A 17,631-nucleotide genomic window follows, 5' to 3' on the forward strand; every position below is an offset into this window, starting at 1 on the left:
CACTTGCAACGGCGCCCTGAGGGCCCCGGAAGCGCCGTACGAGGGACGTCCGAGCCGGGCGGTTCGAAGCTGCGTGTACGGCTAGGCAAGCCACAACCCAGCCCACCGCGAGCCGGGTTCTGCTGCTACGCCAGACTGGCGTGCCCCACGCAGCCCGTTGGCCAGCCCGCGTGCAGTGCGCAAGCACAGGAGTCCGCGGGCACGCCCTCCATGCTCGCAGGGCTGCTGTCGCGAACGGGTTCGCTACGGTGACCGGGTGAGTGTCGAGAACGATCCCTCGGGCGGCGATGCCAGCCCCACCGGTTTCGCTGTCTCCGCCGAACTGTCCACGGCGCTGGCCGCTCAAGGGCCCCACGGTGAGCGTGCGTTGAACCTCCTGTTGGATGCGGCGTCGGTCTTGTCCGATCCCGGCCGGTGGAACGCGCCCTACGAGGTCGCGCAGTCCTGCTGCCGGGGAGCGATCGACAGCATCCTCAACCTGGCGCCGAGGGACATCTTGGGTATCGAGGCAGCCAGGGACGCGGTCACGGATGCAGCCAGGGCCGCCGTCGAAGCCTGCCGGGCCAGCGGCTCCGTCCCACAGGGGCTGTTGGAGGAACTTGCCGCTGCGGTCGACGCACTGCGCGCGGAGGAGGCCAATCCGGGCGGGCGGCGCATCCGTCAGATCGGGCACCTGGTGCAGGAACTGACGCGGCAGGAAATGGGCCTGGCCGAGGTGGAGGCCGTGCGCAACTCCTGGACCCGGTTCTACCGGGACACCTCCGGCGTCGTGCACGGCTCGGGCGCTACGCCCGAACAGTCCCGCGAGCGGTTCGAGGGCGTGGTGGCCGCCTTCGAGCAGCTCTTCCTGGGGTTGCCGGAGCGTGCCGAACGGCTGAGGCATCTTGCGCTCAGCGAGCAGCCCTCACAGGAGGATGCGGACGAGGTCGCGTCGATGTCGGATCCGCGCGCTGGCAGCTACTTCTTCCGTGCGGCGGTGAGCCCGCGCTGGCTTGACCTGCTGCCGCTGGAGCGGCTTCTGCCGGAAGCCTCCCGCTGGCCGGCCCTGCCCTATCTGCGGCGGCTGCTGGAAGCCGACCCGCCACAGATGTGCGGGTGGGTGGCAGATCGTCTCACCGCGATCACCCAACGCGGCCCGGGCGCGGTGGGCACCGCGGTGAGCCTGGTGGCCGGAACGGGCATGACGGCATGTGCACTGCTGCAGCAGATCGCCCGGGACCAGCAGGACCGCCATGTGCTGCTGCGGATCAGCTTCTGGGCCCGGGACGTCCCGATGTCCGAGCGCAACGGACAGTGGGTCCCCGTCGTCGAGACGGTGTTGCGCACCCCGTCCTTCGGCACCGCGGAGTCCTGGGAGGCCGCGCAACTGGCACAGGCACTGGCCCACACGGCCCACCCGGGAGGCCGGCTGCGTCCGGCCGGGGACCGGTTGGGGGGCATCATCCGGTCCGTGCTGGCGTCTGTGCTCGCCGTGCCTCTGGCGGAGGCCGACGCGTGGCGGACCAGCATGGTCAACGACCTGCGGGAGATTTCCCTCGCCGATCCGCCACGTGACGTGCTGTTCACTTTGATGCGGGCGGTGCTCGACCTGGCCCGGCAGGACGCACGGCTCGGTGTCCCACTGCCGGAGCGCTGGCGGGTACTGGACAGCAAGTTGCCGGCCGGTGCTGCGGCTGACCGGCTGCGCGCGGTCGTCCTTTTGGAATCGTATGACGACGACCGGGCCGATCCGGTCTCGTTGGCCGCCTGGTGGGAGCGTGCCCTGCCGCTGGCGGGCCGGCTGGTGGCGGCCGGATCTGCGCGGGCGGATGTCGCGGACTTCCTCGCCCTGCTCGAGGGCGCCTGCCCCGACGAGCACCGTGCCGATCTGCACCATGTGTTGGCCCAGGGTCTGGGAGAGGCACCGTCCGCGTCAGAGATCTCTGCCTGGAAGGACGCCTACGAAACGGCGTCCGAGCCGCTGCCGGATGCTTGGCGGACCGTCTGGGACCTGACTGCGGTTCTTGCCCCGCAGGTGCTGGAGCCGTGGCGGCCGATGCTGGAGATGCTCACCGGCCTGACCGGGCAGCCCGCGCCCGCGCGTCCCGTCCCGCGCCTGCAGGTCACCTCCTGGGTCGTAAGGCACGGCGGTCTGCCCGCGGACGGGTTCGCCGCCCAGGCGGCGCAGGACGGGCCGGCCGCCGCGGTCGGCCAGCTGGCCGTCGCGCCCGTCGCCCGCGGTGACGTCGACGCCGAGGGCGCTCGCGCCGGTCTGCTGGGGGACCTGGTGTCCCAGGATCCGCAGTTGTGGGCCCGCGACCCTGACGGTGTGGCGGTGGCCGCGGCCGGCGCCCCGGGTGTGCTGGCCGCCTACTTCAACTCCCTGCACCGGGCTGCCCGTGAAGAAAAGCTCTCCCAGGGCGAACTCGCTGCGATCGCCCTGGCCGCTTTCGCCGCCCGCCCCGCAGCCGGGCAGGACGGTGCGGGCACGCTGCAGTTGCAGCAGGTGATCTGCAATCTGCTGCACCGGGCGTGGGAGAGCGGCCTGCTGCTGGACATGGCGTCCGGGGAGGCAGCGGGCGCCGTCGAGTGGCTGCAGAACCTGGTCACCAGCTGGACACGGCCCCGCACGGACACCCCGCAGCCGCTGTGGGCGGCCTTCGACCAGCCGGGCGGGACGGCGCTGATTTCGCTGATCGCCTGGGCTCTCCAGCAGGCTCACCGTAGCGGCCAGGCCCTGCCGGAGCCGGCCCGCGGTGTGCTGGCCCGTCTGCTGGCGGACGAGCCTGACGATCAGGCCCTGGCCGTCATCGGCCTGGGTCTGGGCCAGCTGGCAGACGTCGATGGGGCGTGGGTCGAGGAGCACGCAGAGCCGCTCTACTCACTCGACGCCCCCTGGCGGCCCGCCGCGGCCTGGCTGCGTCAACCGCGGCCGCACGCCGGCGTCTTGGCGCGCCTGGACCGTGCGGCGCTGCTGCAGGCGGCGGCCGGCCCGGACAACGCCCCGGTCCTCGGCAAGATCATCTTGTCGTTCCTCGACGGCTCCCAGGTGCTGGGCCCGGCCCCGGCCCTGCTGGCAGAGCTCGCTGCTCAGGACGGCGGGTTGCAGGCGGTCTCCGAGCTGTTGTCCCACCTCGCGCAGGCCGTGATTGGCTGCGGTGAGTCGAGCCCGTGGCCCGAGCGTGCAGCAGCGCTGTGGCGCTCCGCGCTCGAGGCACCACTGGAGCCCGCTGCTCTGTCCGGCGCGGGCCGGTTCGCCTACGCCGACCACCTCGACGATGCCGCCTGGCTGGAGTTGACCGCCCGCACCGTGGCCCGCCAGCCGGATCTGGAGGCGCCTGACGCAATCGCCGAACGGGCCGCGCGCCACCCCGACTCGGCCGATGCCCTGCTGATCGCCGCGGCCATGCTCGGCGTTGACGTGGGCTCCTTCCACCGGCAGGAGATCCAGCGGCATGCGGCCCGGCTCTTTGCCCAGAGCACTGCGCAGGGCACAGCCGAGCACGAGCAGCTACGGATCGCGCTGATCAATGCCGGTGCGATCGAGGCGGCCTACAACGACCCTGCGCCCGGCCCATGATGGCCCGGGCGCAGGCGGGGTGGTTGTCCGGCACGGCGGGGCCCGGTGCCCGGCTACGGTGTCGGGCATGAAGTCGCACATCATGCAGATCGTGCGGTGGGATGCCCCGCAGCCGCAGCGCGAGGGCACCGCATGCAGCGCACGCGGAAGAAGAAGCTGCGCCCGCGACCTCGTCGCCGAGGTCGTCCTCCGCGATGCGGGCAGTCCTCGCATCCGCTGGACCGTGCCAGTACTGGCTCGACCATGAACCCGCCGTCGCCGCTCACGAAGCCCGCCGGGAAAGCCCTGGAACGGGTTCTGGCCAGGCTCGCCTGGAGTAGGGCCGCCCGCGTGCGCTGGGGACCCTGCCTGCGCCGGTGGCGGCGGACCGCCACACTGTGCTCATGGGTGCCGACGTCACGCCTGCCAGCCGTACACCCCTTCGGCATGCCCCGCCGACCCACAGCACCGTCAAGGAGTTGTACGCCACAGCCCTGGCCTGCGGAATCCCCGCGTGTGGGGAGCCGCTGTACCGGGAGAACCCGGTTACCGGCCAGCGCCTGCTCAACAGCCGGATCGCGCATATTCACGCCCGCAGCCAAGGGGGCCCGCGGTGGGACCCGGCGATGGGCGAGCAAGACAACCGCAGCTTCGGCAATCTCATCCTGCTGTGCGAACGGCACGCTTCCGAGATCGATGCCACGCCGGACGACTATCCGGCAGATCGGCTGCGTGCCTGGAAAGAGCAGCAGATCGAGACGCGCTCGCGCGCGGTGGGCCTGGCGCTGAGCGACGCCGAGGTGGCCCAGGCCGCTGCCGTCTCCTTCACCATGGACGACCTTACGGAGCGTCTGAGCGCCATCGTGCCGTTTACGCCGCGCCTTCGCTCCCGCGAGGAAGGCCTCGACCTGGCCTTGCGCAGTTGCCGGGCGCGCAGCCGCGTACGCCTGCGCAGCACTCCTGCCGACCGTGTGCGTGCCGTCCTGGTGTGGATGGCAGAGCATGCCGGTCCGGCGGTGATCGTGCCCGAGGGCGCCCTTCGTGTCCTGGTCGCCCCCATGGGAGCGGGCAAGAGCGAGGAGGCCGAACGCTGGTGGAGCCAGGGTCTGACCCAGGCGTGGGCAGACCCGGAGATCGACATCCCGCTGTGGCTGGAGGCCCGGGAGATCACCTCCACGCTGGCCCAGGCAGTCCAGGGCGCGCTGGGCAACGACCCGGTGCGCACCTGCCGGGTGGTCGTCGACAATCTCGACGCGGTCAGCCCTCGCCAGGCGGACCAACTTCTGTTCGATGCCCGGCAGTTGGTCCTCGTATGGCCTCGTGTCAGTGTGCTGGCGACCACCCGGCCGGGCGCGGGGCGTGTGGAGGACAACGAGCGTCTGCCCGTGCCGCCCTGGTCCTCTCGTCGGGGCCTGGAACTGCTGCGCACTGTGCTGGGCGAGGACCATGCCAGGATCCCGGAACGGCACGAGACGTGGCAGCTGCTGACCAGTCCACTGCAGGTTCACGCCCTGGCCGGCCGTCTGCGTGCCGGCGGCGACACGCAGATCTCCGCCCGGGAGTTGCTCTCCGGGCTCGCTGCCGACATCCTCCAGCGCGAGCGCCCGCAGGCCTCGACGCAGGTATGGGAGGCCCTGCCCCGCCTTGCCGCGCACATCCTGAACCAGCACGGTCCGGTTCAGGCCAGTTCATTTGCCCCACAGCATCTGGTCTGGGAGCTGGAGAAAACCGGCCTCGTCGTCCACGACGGCGATCTCCTGCGCTTCGCACTGCCCCTGTTCGAGCAGCACTTCGCCGCCCAGGCCCTGCGGGAGGGCCACACACCGCTGGAATCCGCCGCCGCACCCAAGTCCTTCCCCGACTGGCGCTACGCCATCGCCTTCGTCATGGCGGCCGCGCCGGACGAGGAGGCCGAGGCGTTCATGCGCACCCTCACGCACACCAACCCGGCAGCAGCCTCCTGGGTCCTGGACGAGATCGCAACAGCCCACGGGCGAAGGCCCCTATCCCCGGCCGTACCGGCGGGTAAAGCGTCCGCCGACGGTGACGATCCGCAGCAGGTGCCCGCGGTGGCACGCCGACTGCGGGATGCCACTCTGTGCTGGCTCGCGGGCCTTGAGTCCCTCGGCCCTCTTCTGGCCCGGCACGAGCAGGGCCGGCTCATCCCGTGGGCGGTCCAGCCATGACTGGCTGACCGTGGCACAGGCACGGCCCGGCGTCCTGGACGAAGACCTCGTCGCGTGGCCTGACCTCGCGTCGTTGCCCAATCCCCTGGCCCGGTTCCATCACCGGACGAGCTTTCCGGCTCCGCACGGGCGCCTGGCCTGCTGGGAGCGGGCCCGCTCCCAGCTGCGCCAGGCTCTGGCCGACCGGATGCGGCAGCGCACCCTGCCCGTGGCGCCCACGTCACCTCTCGCCGCCGAACGCGCGTGGTTCCTCGCACGGCAGATCATGGCCAAGGGGCAGTACTCGCGGGTCGGCCAGCACATCCGTCTCAGCGATCTACAGACCGAGCTCGACATCCTCAAGGATCAGTCCGCAACCTATGTGCGGGCATCGTGGCAGTGGGGCGCCGGCCGCAAGATCGACTCCGACGATGTCCGCTGGCTCAGCGTGCACCTGCATCACGTTCAGGGGGACACCCTCGCCAGCCCCAGACCGCCCGCCGACCGGACGAGCCCCCCTCCCCGCTACTTCTGGCAGACCTACTCCCCCGCGCTCACCCGGTCCATCACCGCCGACGTGCTCCGCGACGCTCTCACCGGCTACCGCGATCTGGTCGAGGTCAACTTCCCGCGGTTCGGGGCCGCGCTCGGCCTGTACAGCGTCTTCCCCATCCGTGTCGAAGGCTTGGTCGTCGTACCCTCCGACGAGTCAGAGCCCCAGCCCGCCACGGTCACGTACGCCCTGCGTCCTGATGAGACGTCCGGTCCGCAGGACCGACCCGTCGTCGATCTGTGCCTGTCCGACAAATCGGTCTTTCCCGAAGAGTCGCTTTGGGCGAAGGTGCGCGAGGACCGCTCCACAGCATTCCGTCTCCCCGGCATGACCCAGCAGGAGGCGCTGCTTCCCTACCACGACCGCCAAGCAACGAACCTCGCATACCGCTGGCTCGCCCGAGATCTGCAGGCGGTCGGCTGGCTGGAGCGTGCAGTGACCTTCTCTGACTAGCCGCCCGCGCCACTTGATCAGCGCGACGAGCCGCTGAATGTCAGACCCACCTGCCATCCTTCCCCCCAACTCTGCGCGGAGGGAGGTGAAGGAGATGTCGCAAAAGGAGAAGGCGGCAGTCGCCATGGTGGTTGCCCTGGTCGGAAGCGCGTACCTCGGCAGCAAGGCGCGGCGCTCGGGTCGTCCGCAGTAGCCGTGAGCGCCATCGGTTACGCGCTTGCCTCCGCCATGGCGTAGCGCGGTACCGAGCCCCGACCTCAACGGGGAGGGCGGGGCCCACGATCACACCAGGTAGCCAGGAAGCCATACCGTCAGCCTGGCCCGCACCCGGCTCACAGGCCCACGCGGAATACTGGGGCCATGGTTCAGCAGCCGCGCCCTGATGCCAAGCCGCCCGTCGCCGAAGTGCTGTACGCGCGGTATGCGGGACTTGAGCGCGGGCGTCCGGCACCGGGTCAGTGATCCGGCGCGCGAGATACGCCCCGGCCGGCCTTCGCGGCAGTGCGATGCGTGAGGTCACCCCATCGGGTCACAACACGGACACACCGACCACGTTCATGCTCCACGACACGCATGATGCCCCCCTCGACAGGAACGACCAGGGGGGGACCACGCGCACCATTACCATCGCCGCCGTCTTGCTGATCAGCGCGAGCGCCACCGCCTGCGGAGGCAGCGGCGAACCAAAGACCATCCGCGTCACTGTCACACAGACCGTCACCGCGTCGCCGAGCACCGACAGCGCATCGACGACAGACACCAGCGTCCTCAAGATGGGTGCCACGAAGACAATCGTTGATGCCGAGAGCGACGTTGATGCCACCGTCCAGGCGCTCGCCTATCAGCAGCCCTACAAGGGCCCCCAGCCCGCGAAGCCCGAGGCCTTTCAGGGCGGCGACATCTGGGCGACCGCCGACGTGAAGGTCTGCAACATCGAGGGCGCCAGCTCCAGTGTCGACCAGTTCCCATGGTCGCTGGCCTACGAGGACGGAACCACCATCAAGGTGACCGGCTCCTCAGGCGGTGACATGCCGAAGCCGGAGTACCCGATGGACAAGACTCTCACGTCCGGGCGGTGTGCCCGCGGTCTCGTCGCCTTCCCCGTGCCAAGCGGTAAGCAGCCGGAGCGCCTCGTGTACCAACCGGGCAGCGGCGAGCCCACCGAATGGACGATCTCGACGACAGGATGAGGAGGACTCCGGCAGCCGCGTCCATTAGGCGGTGAGTTCTCGAGCGAGCTGGAGCGGGTCGGCGGCAGCAGTCAGTCGGGCGAGGCGAGAGCGCTGCTCTCCGATGCCGCAGCACCCCTCCAGAGTTACGGATCCGTGGACGCCCACGGCGGCCGACGGGCCTACTTCGGCTTGACCGGACCAAGGTTCTCGTACCCGATGCCCTGGAAGGCCGTCCGCGCGACCTCATGGCCAGCGCGCAGCTTCTCGAACCAGATCAGCAGATCCACCCTTGCCTGCTCGTCGACGGAATACTTGCCCAGCTGGCCAGCCAGGGGTTTCGCCGCCACACCGAGGAATCCTCCGCGCTGGCTCGATGTTCGGATGACGTGGCTGAGGAAGTTGTCGTTGCCGTTGCCCTGGTCGTGCGGGAAGCGGCGGATGAAGTACGCGAACAGCTTGTCGAACTTGGCGGGGATGGACAGGTAACGCCACTGCGTCCTCGGCGCGCGCACGGCGTCGTTGATGTGCATGACCCAGATGGACGCCTCGAAGAGCAGGCTCAGCCCTTTCTCAAAGGCCTGGTCGTCACGGTCCTTGTCGATGTCTTTCGCCAGCAGCGTCGACAGCTGCTTGGCCGCTTCAGGGGTGACAGTGCCGCTCTGCAGACCGGTGACCAGGTTGTCGTAAGTGCGAAGGGCCGTGAGCTCATGAACGCGGGCGTGCGCGTAGGCCGCCCGCCGGATCGCCACGCTCGCGGTGTCGCCCTCCAGTGGAACGGGGCTCGGCAGGGCTCCTTGCTTGGGCCAGTGTGCCTGGCTCTGCGTGATGACGACTCCGAGCGACTGCTCGGCGAATCCCGTCCAGAGGTCGCGGACGGCGTCATTGCGTGCAAGAAAGCGGTCAGCCATCGTCGTCGATTCGGTGAGCCCGATGGCCACGTTCAGCCCTGCGGCGTCGAGGGCGGTGCTGAGCTGCCTCTTGGCGACCGCGAAGCCCACCGCCCTGGTGCTGAGCGCTCGGACGAGCGGGGCGGCGGCCGGCCCGAGCGCGAGCGAGATGAACACGTCCATGAGGAAGCTGTCGGACTCAGTGGGCGGCGGGTTCTCGAGCAGCTTGAGGCGTACGTCCTGCACCTGCTCGCCGGCCAGCGTCGCTGCGTCCCGGACGGTGTGAACGAACAGCAAGTCGCGGTCGCGGGCCTGCTGAATCATGGACATCGTCGACGCCTCGAGCCCGGCGGGTAACTGCTCTCCGTTCATTACGCGCGGCTATCGGTCGGTTCCGGGGGCTGCGGCGCCATCCGTTGCGGGCGCTGGGGCGTCGTCAGGCGTCCATGCCCAGCTGTCCGCGTCGGTCCGTCGCCAGGTGGGCAGGTCGCTCCCTGCCCGCACCAGCACCATGGAGGTTGGTATCCGTACCTCCCACGGGTCGCCGACGGGCAGCTCGCCCTGGCCGCGCCCGGTGCGCTCGCTGATCTCCTTGACGATTGGCAGATACGTCTCCGACTCGACCTCCGGGTCCACCGCCGAGGGCGGCAGTGTCCGGAACTGCAGGAAGTGACGGATCGCTGCCTCGAAGCCCGGCCGCGCGGGTACGACGACGCGCGCCCACCCGGCTCGCCAGAAGTCGCGGAATTCCGGATCCGCATCCTGCCGGCCGAAGCGCTCGGCCCACGTCTCCTTGCGCGCCCAGAAGTACGGGTAGCAGACGTACTGCAACTGGTCCCACTCGAAGGCATGCTCGAAGAACCGGACGAACGCCCCCTCTGCCGCGGCGCGTTCGAGGTCGAAGGTCGGCGGTGCCCCGTCCTGGGGCGCGCTGATGGCGTCGTACGTCTGCCCGGTCACGATGGTTAGGCAGTGCTTCTTCAGCTCGTCGCGCACTGTAGCTCGGTTCTGCTGCGGCGACGCGCCGTACGGCGACACAGGGCTGGCCTGTCGTGCCTCCAGGTCGGCGACCTCCTGCTGGTGCTCGCGCAGCCGGTCCTGGTAAGCAGCTTCGATCTTGGCGTACGTCGTGAGCCGCCACTGTGTGAGGATCGGCTCACGGCGACGGCAGACCAACTCGGCGTTGACCGTGTACGCGTTGGTCTCGTAACCGATGACGGTGAAGGCGAGCTTGGTGTCCGCGACTGCGTCGACAGGGTTTGAGGAGAAGTCGGCGAACAGCCGCAACGGGAAGCTGTAGAGCTTGTGGTCCTTAGCGCTGTCGAACACCTCGCGGTCGCCGGCCGTAGCGCGCAATAGCAGTGAGTGCCACCCAGTGCTGATCGCGATGACGGGCAGGTCGTCGGTCATGGCGATCCCAGTGAAGGCCGCGTGCCAAGGGGTGTAGCCCGCCGGGACGGCGAGGTCCAGCCGCCCCCGGCTGCGCAGCCGACCCTCCTCGGTGGCTCCGTCGGCCGGGCCATGGTCGAGGACCGCCGTGACGGTGACGTAAAGCGGCGGCGGCGCTTCCACGTCGGTAGCACCGTACAGGGCCGCTAGCTCGCGGAAGTTCGTCGCGTCGACGTAGCCGGCGTTCGGGGCATAGCTGTCGAGGCGGGGCGGAGGGACGGGGAGCCGTGGACCCGCGACGGGTGCCTGCTCCCGGAACCACAGGAACGACGCTGGCTCGGGCACCATGAAGTCGAACATCTGACGAATGCCGTAGTCGAAGACCTGCGCCTCGTAGACCTTGTCGAGGAACTGATAGATCGCGCTGTGGTGGTCGTCGGTCGAGTTGGTCATCTCGTGCAGGTTGCGCTCCTCGGTCTCCTGCACGATGCGTCGGACCCGTTCCTCGCGTACCCGCTCCACGACCCGTTCCAGCGAGCGTTGGACGACCTCCTTCGAGAAGGTCGTGGCGTTCCTTGTCGACTCCTCCTTGGCCTGCTCCACGGTCATCTCGGCGTTGCTGGTGAACTCCACGGTCGGGCCATACTTGCCGGACAAGCTCAGCTCGACCCCCGCCTGCCGGTCCTCCCGTAACGTGCGTGAGGTCTCGCGGTTGAGTTCAAACCGGTCGGTTGTCTCGAGCTCGTTCTCCCTCTCGCTGGACCGCTCAGTCTCGATGGTGATGATGTCCTCGGTACGCTCAAGACGGCGGTGCTCACGCACCCGTCGCTCCCCGGCGATGACGTTCTCCACATGGGCGATCTCAGCAGCCTCGTACCTTTTGATCTGCTGCTTCACGACGAGCAGCGAGGCAATGCCGACCGCCTTGACCCTGGGTCTGTGGCCTGCCTGCAGCACCGCACCCTTTCGTGCGACGACCATGCCCGGCGTGCCCAGCATGCGCTCTCCGTGTGCGCCAAACGGCTGCCGGACCGGTGTCTCCGCGAGGTCGTGCAGCAAGCTGACCGCGGCGTACGCGGGCGTCTTGGTGAGGTCTATGGAATGGCTCGCCAGCACCGCTGTCGTACCAGTAGAAAGGCCGGCCCGGGCAGCCGCGGTCAGCGTGAACGGCACCGATCCCGTGATCGCTCGGCCCTTCCCGTCGGGCTGGACGAGGTGGCCGCCGACGTCGAACCGGGCGATCTCGCCCGCCGCATCCATGGCGTTGCCGAGCACCGCGGGCGCGCCCTTCGCCCCGCCTCCTGCGACCACGGGGAGCGAGTCAATGGCCGTCCCCAGGCTCGCGGGCGTTGCGGCGCTGGGCGGGCTCGGGGGCGGACCAACCACAGGGATGGCCGCTAATTCCGCCAAGGTGACGTTGTGCCCGTCGCCGCTCGCCGCGAGGCGGAGCGCGGCGTAGAGCCGGTACACCAGGGCGAGCCTCCGCAGGTTGAGGTCCGCGTCACGCGTGCCGTAGGTCGAGGCCAGCAGCGTGTTGGACAGCCGCGTCCGGTCGTCCTCGAACTCCGGCCGCGCGACGAGCGCTTCGACGTCGCTGATCTCGGCGACGAGGGTACCCACCGTCGGGGTCTCCTTGCTGCCCATCTCCCCGTAGGCTTCAAGGATCTCGGGTCCCAGCGCGAGCTCCCCCACGTTGCGCACCGACCGCTCACCGTCGCTCAGCACTTCGTTGGCGAGCACGATGCGTTCATCCACGGTGGTCGCGTCGCCCAACTGCTGGCTCACCTCGCCGATCACAAGCGCGACGCCGTTCGATTCCCGGACAGGTCGCGCTGGTCGCAGCTGCGCGAACCGGAAAACATCCGCCAGGGAATTCTGTCCGTCCATGAGCGACCTCCGCGGGTGCGCACTCCGGATTGGAGCCACGGCTCCGGCGCCCAAGCGAGCTGGTTGCTCGTGCGACCCGCAGTATGTCCGTTGCCAAGGTAAGGATGCGCCCGGATCCACGAACGGTCCATGCGCACGTTCGCGTAGAAGTGGTACGACTGTGCCCCCGCGCGGGTTCGGCGACCAAAGAGTCCTTGCCGGTTGACTGCACGAGGATGGCGCGCCGCGTCCATCAACTCCAGCAGCCGCAGCCAGACGAGATAATTGGGTGCACTCCGGAATCCTCAGTGTCCGTGGTCATGCGGCCGATAGGAACGACTTCCCGTACAACTAGCACAGCGGTGCGGCCAGCGGATCATCCCAAGTCGGGGATCGAGGTGAACCCCAGAAGGTCAACCTTCGTCGGGTTGTCGTCCCACAGCTACAGCTCACTCATCATGTGCCCCGGCAAGCTCGTCCTCTCTCACCGCCTCGCCCTCGTCCGGCCCGGCCAGTCGGGGAAGTGTCACCGCGGGAGCGGCCTCGGGTGGTGGAGCACAAGAGCTCAGTGCCCCACCACCGCACCGTTCTCATCGACAGCCTCATGCTCAGCACAGCACTGACGCAGCCTCAGGAAGCGACACACCACCCGAAGCGGCATAACAGCAGCTCGCACTGTCGCTGAAACGGCGGGAGAGGCCGTCACGCTGGCCGCGGCGCAACGGGCGGGCGGTGGGAGCTGTGGATACGGCGCCTGTTAGGACCCAGCTAGCGCCGATCGCCGCCAGGTGCGTGGCACTGTGGCTCATGACAGTGGCAGTGAGCGACGTTAGCGTCTCCCCCAGGGTGGTCGCCGACAGCAAGCGACTTGCCACCACGTCTCTACAGCTCCCTGACCTGCACACATGCAGTAGAACTCATCAGGATTCCCGAAGTATCAGCGACATTCCAGCTCTATCACGTCTAACAAGGTCACAGCGCTGCCATCTCTGGCCAAACATGAACGGTACGTAGTATGCGCCTGTCAGATGACCTGTCACCGTTCACCCAGAAATCCAGGTCCAGAGCCGATGTTCCACGTCATGAGCTTCCAGACCTCGCGCCAAAACCGGGAAGGCACACTGCCACTTCCCGCCAAGTACTTCGAAGTGGAACAAAATCGAGCACCGGCTCTTCTCCCACATCACCCACAACTGGCGCGGAAGGCCGCTCACGAGCCACGACGTCGTACTGCAGACGATCGCGGCCACCCGCACCCGAACCGGGCTGACGGTGGAAGCCCACCTCGACACCGGCGACTACCCCACCGGCATCGCGATCAGCAAGGACCGCTTCGCCGCCCTGCCCCTGGTCAAGCACGAGACCCACGGGCAGTGGAACTACAGCCTGCTGCCCGAACCCACCGAGCCGACGGCCCCACCCGTCACATGCGAGACGCTCGGCGTCGCCGACCGGCGCAATTCTCTCCTGGCCCGCCTGGCCGATCCGCGACTGACCGGGCTTGACAGCGCAGAACTCGCCGACCTGTGCGCCGAGTTGGCTCCACTCCAGGCAGCACGGGCTCAGGAACGCTACAGCGAGCAACGCGGCGGACGCGCCCGTCGGGCCACTGGCAAGCTACGCGGCAGCAGGCCGCTGTTCGACGACCCGACCCGGGTCATGCTCACCCTCCTCTACCAGCGGCAGGTCTGCTCGATGCGACTGCTGGCGGACATGCTGGAAGTGACTCCCGAATGCATCGGCCAACTCGTCGCCGAAACCCGACGAGTACTGGAGGACCACCGTCACCAGCCCGGATACGCGCCGACCCGCTTCACCACGGCGACCGAACTGCTGGCCTTCCTCGACACCGCGACGACCCCGCCCCGCACTCAGGTCATGGAGGACCTGTCCCATCCGCGTCTGACCGGCATGTCCCGCGAAGACCTGAGCGCACTCGCCCGCCGGCTCGCCCCACGCCAGCTCGCTCAGACCGAACGAGCCTCCTACCAGCGCCGAGGCGCCGACCGCCAGCCGGGCAGCCGCGGCGGCGTCTTCCCCAAGAAGATCGGCGACGAAGAGCGCGTCGTGCTCGCCCTCCTCTACCTGCCGAAGCTGTGCACCATGGACGTCCTCGCTGACGCGTTGGGAGACGTGAGCAGGTCCTCGATCGGCAACACGATCCGCGAAATCCGCCCCCTCCTCGCCGAATCCGGACTCCTCCCACCCCCGGCCAGCACTCGCTACCGCTCCGCCGCCAAACTCCTCGCCGCCGCACGAAGCGAAGACGACACACCGACAGGTTGATTCCTTACGGCTTCACAAAACCGCAAATGTGCTCGACGCACTCCCGAAATCCGCCCAGCCCGCGGCCAAGCGCGCGATCCAGGAGATCTACAACGCCGAGGACAAGGAACACGCGGCCAAAGCAGTCCGCGACTTCGAACGGGCCTACGGGGCGAAGTACCCCAAGGTCGCCAAGCGGATCACCGACGATGAGGACGAGCTCCTGGCGTTCTTCGACTTCCCCGCCGAGCACTGGATCCACCTGCGGACCACCAACCCGATCGAGTCGACCTTCGCCACCGTGCGACTGCGGACCAAGGTCACCAAGGGCGCGGGCAGCCGCGCCGCCGGACTCGCCATGGTCTTCAAGCTGATCGAGTCCGCCCCGGCCCGCTGGCGGGCCGTGAACGCACCCCACGCTGTCGCGCTCGTCCGCGCCGGAGCCCGCTTCGAACGCGGCCGCCTCATTGAACGCCCGGAGGCTCTTGCGGCATGATCAAAGTCAGTCGATCCCCTGGAGACCTCGCGTGACCTGGTCCGAGCGCATCGTGGTGCGCGACGGCGTCCGACTTGTCTGCCGGGACTGGGGTGGGCCGGGACAGCCCATCGTGTTGCTGCACGGTCTGGCCGGCCATGCGGGCGAATGGGATGCGACATCCCGGCGCTTGAGCCCCGGGTATCGGGTCGTCGCGGTCGACCAACGCGGGCACGGCGACAGCGAACGCCTCCCAAAGGATGTCTCCCGCGCTGCCTACGTCGCCGATGTCATCACCGTGGTCGATCAGCTGGAGTTGCGACGGCCGATCCTGGTCGGCCAATCCCTGGGCGGGCACACCGCCATGCTGACCGCCGCCGCACACCCCGAGCGAATCCACGCGCTCGTGCTCATCGAGGCCGGTCCAGGCGGTGCAAACCCCAACACTCCCGGCGAGATCGCCGGATGGCTGGACTCATGGCCGACACCGTTCGCCTCTCTCGATGTTGCCGTCCAGTTCCTGGGCGGCGGACCGGTCGGCGAAGGCTGGGCAGCCGGCCTGGAAGAACGCGACGGCGGCTGGTGGCCGCGCTTCGACCGGGACGTGATGGTCCGCTCACTGGCGGAAAATGCCCGGCGTACCTTCTGGGACGAGTGGGAGCAGGTCAAGTGCCCGACCCTGGTCACCCTGGCCCAGTCCAGCATCATCCCGCCGCTGGAAGCCGACGACATGCTCCGCCGACGCCCCGCCACCGTGGCCGTCAGCATCCCCCGAACCGGCCACGACCTACACCTGGAACAGCCCGGGACTCTGCACACCTTGCTCTCGGACTTCCTCAACGAACTCGCCTGACAACTCCCGCTCGGCCACAACGACGGGTAAGTCGATACCGCAGACAGTCATCGATCCACAGGTCTTGACAATTACTCAGTCCTGCCGGGGGCGCCACACTGCTCTCCTCGCGCCTGTTGCCCGCCGTCAAGGTCACCTCACACGGTGAACCTGACGGCTTCGAGCCACAGGTCGTTGGTGAGGGTGCCGCCGAAGATCAGGTTCTCGCCGCCGGGTTCGTCGCAGCCCATGCCGTGCCAGCCCTCCTTGTGGACGTACGAGGTCTGGCAGATGACGCTCGTGCTGTTGCCGACGTTGATGGAGAAGCCCAGCATGTCCGGGGCGCTGTTCCTGCCGCTGCCGATGTAGTTGTCGATGCCGTCGACCGCGCCCTTCCACGGCGCGTTGTAGTGACCCTTGCCGTCCGTCGAGTCGGGGTTGTGGACAAAGGCGGTGGCAGCCGTACCGTTGGTGCCGGAAACCGCGATGTTCAGCGCCTTGATCGGCCTGCCCTGGCCCGCCGCGCCGGCGGTGGCGCCATCACACACCGCGGCCTGCCAGCCGAGGTTCTCCACATACGCCCGGTAGCAGATGTGTCGGCCCGGATTCCGGGTGGCCAGCGCCTGCACGGCGACCGCGGCGGTCCTCACCTGCGGCTTGGCCGCCTTCTCCGTCGTAGCGGCCGCCGGCGCCGACGTGACCGGTGCCGCGGACGAGGTCCTTGGGGTGACGACGGCCGGAGGGGCCTTGACCTCGGCCTTGGCGGTGGGGGTGGCCTTCATCTTCGTCTTGGTGGGCGTGGGTGAGGGCGAGGTAGGGGGAGGGGGCGCGGCGGGGAGGCTCTCCGCGGTGACCACTTCGCTACTGTCCTGCGAGGTGAGGACGTCGCTGCCGACCAGCGGGACGCCGACGGCGAGGACGACCGTCAGAGCGGCGGCGGTCCAGCCCAGGCTGATCCAGACCCGTCGTCCGGGCACGAGACCGCGGGGTGAACGGGCTGGTTTGCGAGCGAAGGTCTCCGAGAAGCCGTTCGGCGACTTCGAGGGCTTCGGTGACTGTGCGGGCATCGAGGTTGCTCCGGGAATCGTGGACGGTGAGTCGGGCATCGTCTTTCTCGTACGTCACGCACGCCCCGCTCAGGGGACCGTCCATTTCTGGGCCGCGTTGCCCGAGCACCAGGCGATCTGGAGCGGAGAGCCGCTGGCCGTGCTGGCGTTGGCGACGTCCAGGCACTTGTCGGCGGCGACGTTGACGATGTCGTAGGCGCCGCTGACCCGCCACTGGGTGACCGTGGTCGAGTCGCAGGCGGCCATGACGACCCGGGTGCCGTCGTTGGTGGAGCGGCCGGCGAGGGACAGACAGCGGTCGCCCTTCTGGAGGGTGCCGTTGGCGGCGAACCTCCACTTCTGGTCCGAGCCTCCGTCGCAGCCGTACAACTTGAGGACGCTGTCGACGAGTTGGACGCACTTACCGACAAACCCGTCGTAGTGGCCCGAGATCTGGCCGACGGGGCGGGAGAAGTCCTGACTCGGGGTGGATGCGGCGGTGGCCTTGGGCTTGGCGGCGGCGGTCTTCTTGGCGGCGGGTGCCGAGGTCTTCGGGGCGGCGGTGACGGTGGTGACGGCGCCCGGGCTGGCCGGAGCTTGGGGCGCGGCCGGGTTCGCGGTCTTCCGCGGGGTCTTCGCCGGCGTCCTGGCGGGGGGCGCTGACCTCGGGGACAGTGTGGGGGTGGGGGTGGGGGTCAGCGACGGGGTGGGCGGCGCGACCCGGACGCTGCTCGCAGCGGGCACCTCGTCGTCGCCCGAGGCGAAGACTCCGCTACTGGCCAGGGAGATGCCGAGGGCGCAGACGCCGACCAGGGCGCCTCCCCAGCCGAGACCGGCCCAGACCCGGCGCCCGGGGACAAGACCGCGGGGCGAGCGGGCGGGCTTGCGGGCGAAGGTCTCCGAGAAGCGCTGCGGGTGTTTCGAGGGCTCCGGGGGCTTCGAGGGCATGGAGGTTGCTCCGGGGAATCGGGAGTGGGGGCCGTAGGACGG

The 17,631-nt window shown here is 69.0% G+C and carries 10 protein-coding genes and 2 pseudogenes; 8 read left to right on the forward strand and 4 right to left on the reverse strand.

The features are described 5' to 3' along the window. The first annotated feature begins 256 nt into the window (after nucleotides 1–256). From ACFYRX_RS16420 to ACFYRX_RS16440, 5 genes are all read left to right on the forward strand, one after another. Nucleotides 257–3,559 (forward strand): hypothetical protein, encoded by a 3,303-nt coding sequence (locus ACFYRX_RS16420; protein ID WP_389100061.1) that lies wholly within the window; start codon nucleotides 257–259, stop codon nucleotides 3,557–3,559. 67 nt (nucleotides 3,560–3,626) lie between these two features. After that, a complete protein-coding gene (locus tag ACFYRX_RS16425; RefSeq protein WP_389100063.1) occupies nucleotides 3,627–3,806 on the forward strand; it encodes a hypothetical protein in 180 nt (59 codons plus the stop codon). Between the two features lie 358 nt (nucleotides 3,807–4,164). Further along, nucleotides 4,165–5,724, forward strand: coding sequence for a hypothetical protein (locus ACFYRX_RS16430; protein WP_389100064.1), 1,560 nt, complete (start codon nucleotides 4,165–4,167; stop codon nucleotides 5,722–5,724). A 10-nt stretch (nucleotides 5,725–5,734) separates the two neighbouring features. Continuing rightward, nucleotides 5,735–6,709, forward strand: a complete 975-nt coding sequence (locus ACFYRX_RS16435) for a hypothetical protein (protein ID WP_389100872.1) — start codon at nucleotides 5,735–5,737, stop codon at nucleotides 6,707–6,709. A 557-nt stretch (nucleotides 6,710–7,266) separates the two neighbouring features. Then, a complete protein-coding gene (locus ACFYRX_RS16440) occupies nucleotides 7,267–7,899 on the forward strand; it encodes a DUF4352 domain-containing protein (RefSeq protein ID WP_389100066.1) in 633 nt (210 codons plus the stop codon). 161 nt (nucleotides 7,900–8,060) lie between these two features. On the opposite strand, the gene ACFYRX_RS16445 is transcribed toward ACFYRX_RS16440, so the two are convergent. Then, entirely contained in the window at nucleotides 8,061–9,140 is a 1,080-nt protein-coding gene (locus ACFYRX_RS16445; RefSeq protein ID WP_389100068.1) for a hypothetical protein, read from the reverse strand. 9 nt (nucleotides 9,141–9,149) lie between these two features. Further along, nucleotides 9,150–12,044 carry a hypothetical protein gene (locus ACFYRX_RS16450; protein ID WP_389100070.1) on the reverse strand — a complete coding sequence of 965 codons (2,895 nt, stop codon included), beginning with the start codon at nucleotides 12,042–12,044 and terminating at the stop codon, nucleotides 9,150–9,152. Nucleotides 12,045–13,145: 1,101 nt separating this feature from the next. On the opposite strand from ACFYRX_RS16450, the pseudogene ACFYRX_RS16455 reads away from it, so the two are divergent. The 3 genes and pseudogenes from ACFYRX_RS16455 to ACFYRX_RS16465 all read left to right on the forward strand — a co-directional run. Further along, nucleotides 13,146–13,418 (forward strand): annotated as a pseudogene (locus ACFYRX_RS16455) (ISAzo13 family transposase); the annotation flags it as partial. Nucleotides 13,419–14,322: 904 nt separating this feature from the next. After that, nucleotides 14,323–14,784: pseudogene (locus ACFYRX_RS16460) on the forward strand (transposase); the annotation flags it as partial. A gap of 31 nt (nucleotides 14,785–14,815) precedes the next feature. Then, complete coding sequence (locus tag ACFYRX_RS16465) at nucleotides 14,816–15,616, forward strand: alpha/beta fold hydrolase (protein WP_389100071.1); 801 nt, start codon at nucleotides 14,816–14,818, stop codon at nucleotides 15,614–15,616. A 137-nt stretch (nucleotides 15,617–15,753) separates the two neighbouring features. On the opposite strand, the gene ACFYRX_RS16470 is transcribed toward ACFYRX_RS16465, so the two are convergent. Next, a complete protein-coding gene (locus tag ACFYRX_RS16470; RefSeq protein ID WP_389100072.1) occupies nucleotides 15,754–16,572 on the reverse strand; it encodes a hypothetical protein in 819 nt (272 codons plus the stop codon). A gap of 159 nt (nucleotides 16,573–16,731) precedes the next feature. Then, nucleotides 16,732–17,589, reverse strand: a complete 858-nt coding sequence (locus tag ACFYRX_RS16475) for an RICIN domain-containing protein (RefSeq protein ID WP_389100074.1) — start codon at nucleotides 17,587–17,589, stop codon at nucleotides 16,732–16,734. Between the last annotated feature and the right edge of the window lie 42 nt (nucleotides 17,590–17,631).

The sequence above is a fragment of the Streptomyces sp. NPDC005374 genome (genome assembly GCF_042872225.1).
Taxonomy (GTDB): Bacteria; Actinomycetota; Actinomycetes; order Streptomycetales; family Streptomycetaceae; genus Streptomyces.

What these genes read in the sequence shown, in the direction of transcription:
- ACFYRX_RS16425 (WP_389100063.1), top strand. Translation starts at nt 3,627, where the DNA reads ATGAAGTCGCACATCATGCAGATCGTGCGGTGGGATGCCCCGCAGCCG.
- ACFYRX_RS16430 (WP_389100064.1), top strand. Translation starts at nt 4,165, where the DNA reads ATGGGCGAGCAAGACAACCGCAGCTTCGGCAATCTCATCCTGCTGTGC.
- ACFYRX_RS16440 (WP_389100066.1), top strand. Translation starts at nt 7,267, where the DNA reads ATGCTCCACGACACGCATGATGCCCCCCTCGACAGGAACGACCAGGGG.
- ACFYRX_RS16445 (WP_389100068.1), bottom strand. Translation starts at nt 9,140, where the DNA reads ATGAACGGAGAGCAGTTACCCGCCGGGCTCGAGGCGTCGACGATGTCC.
- ACFYRX_RS16450 (WP_389100070.1), bottom strand. Translation starts at nt 12,044, where the DNA reads ATGGACGGACAGAATTCCCTGGCGGATGTTTTCCGGTTCGCGCAGCTG.
- ACFYRX_RS16475 (WP_389100074.1), bottom strand. Translation starts at nt 17,589, where the DNA reads ATGCCCTCGAAGCCCCCGGAGCCCTCGAAACACCCGCAGCGCTTCTCG.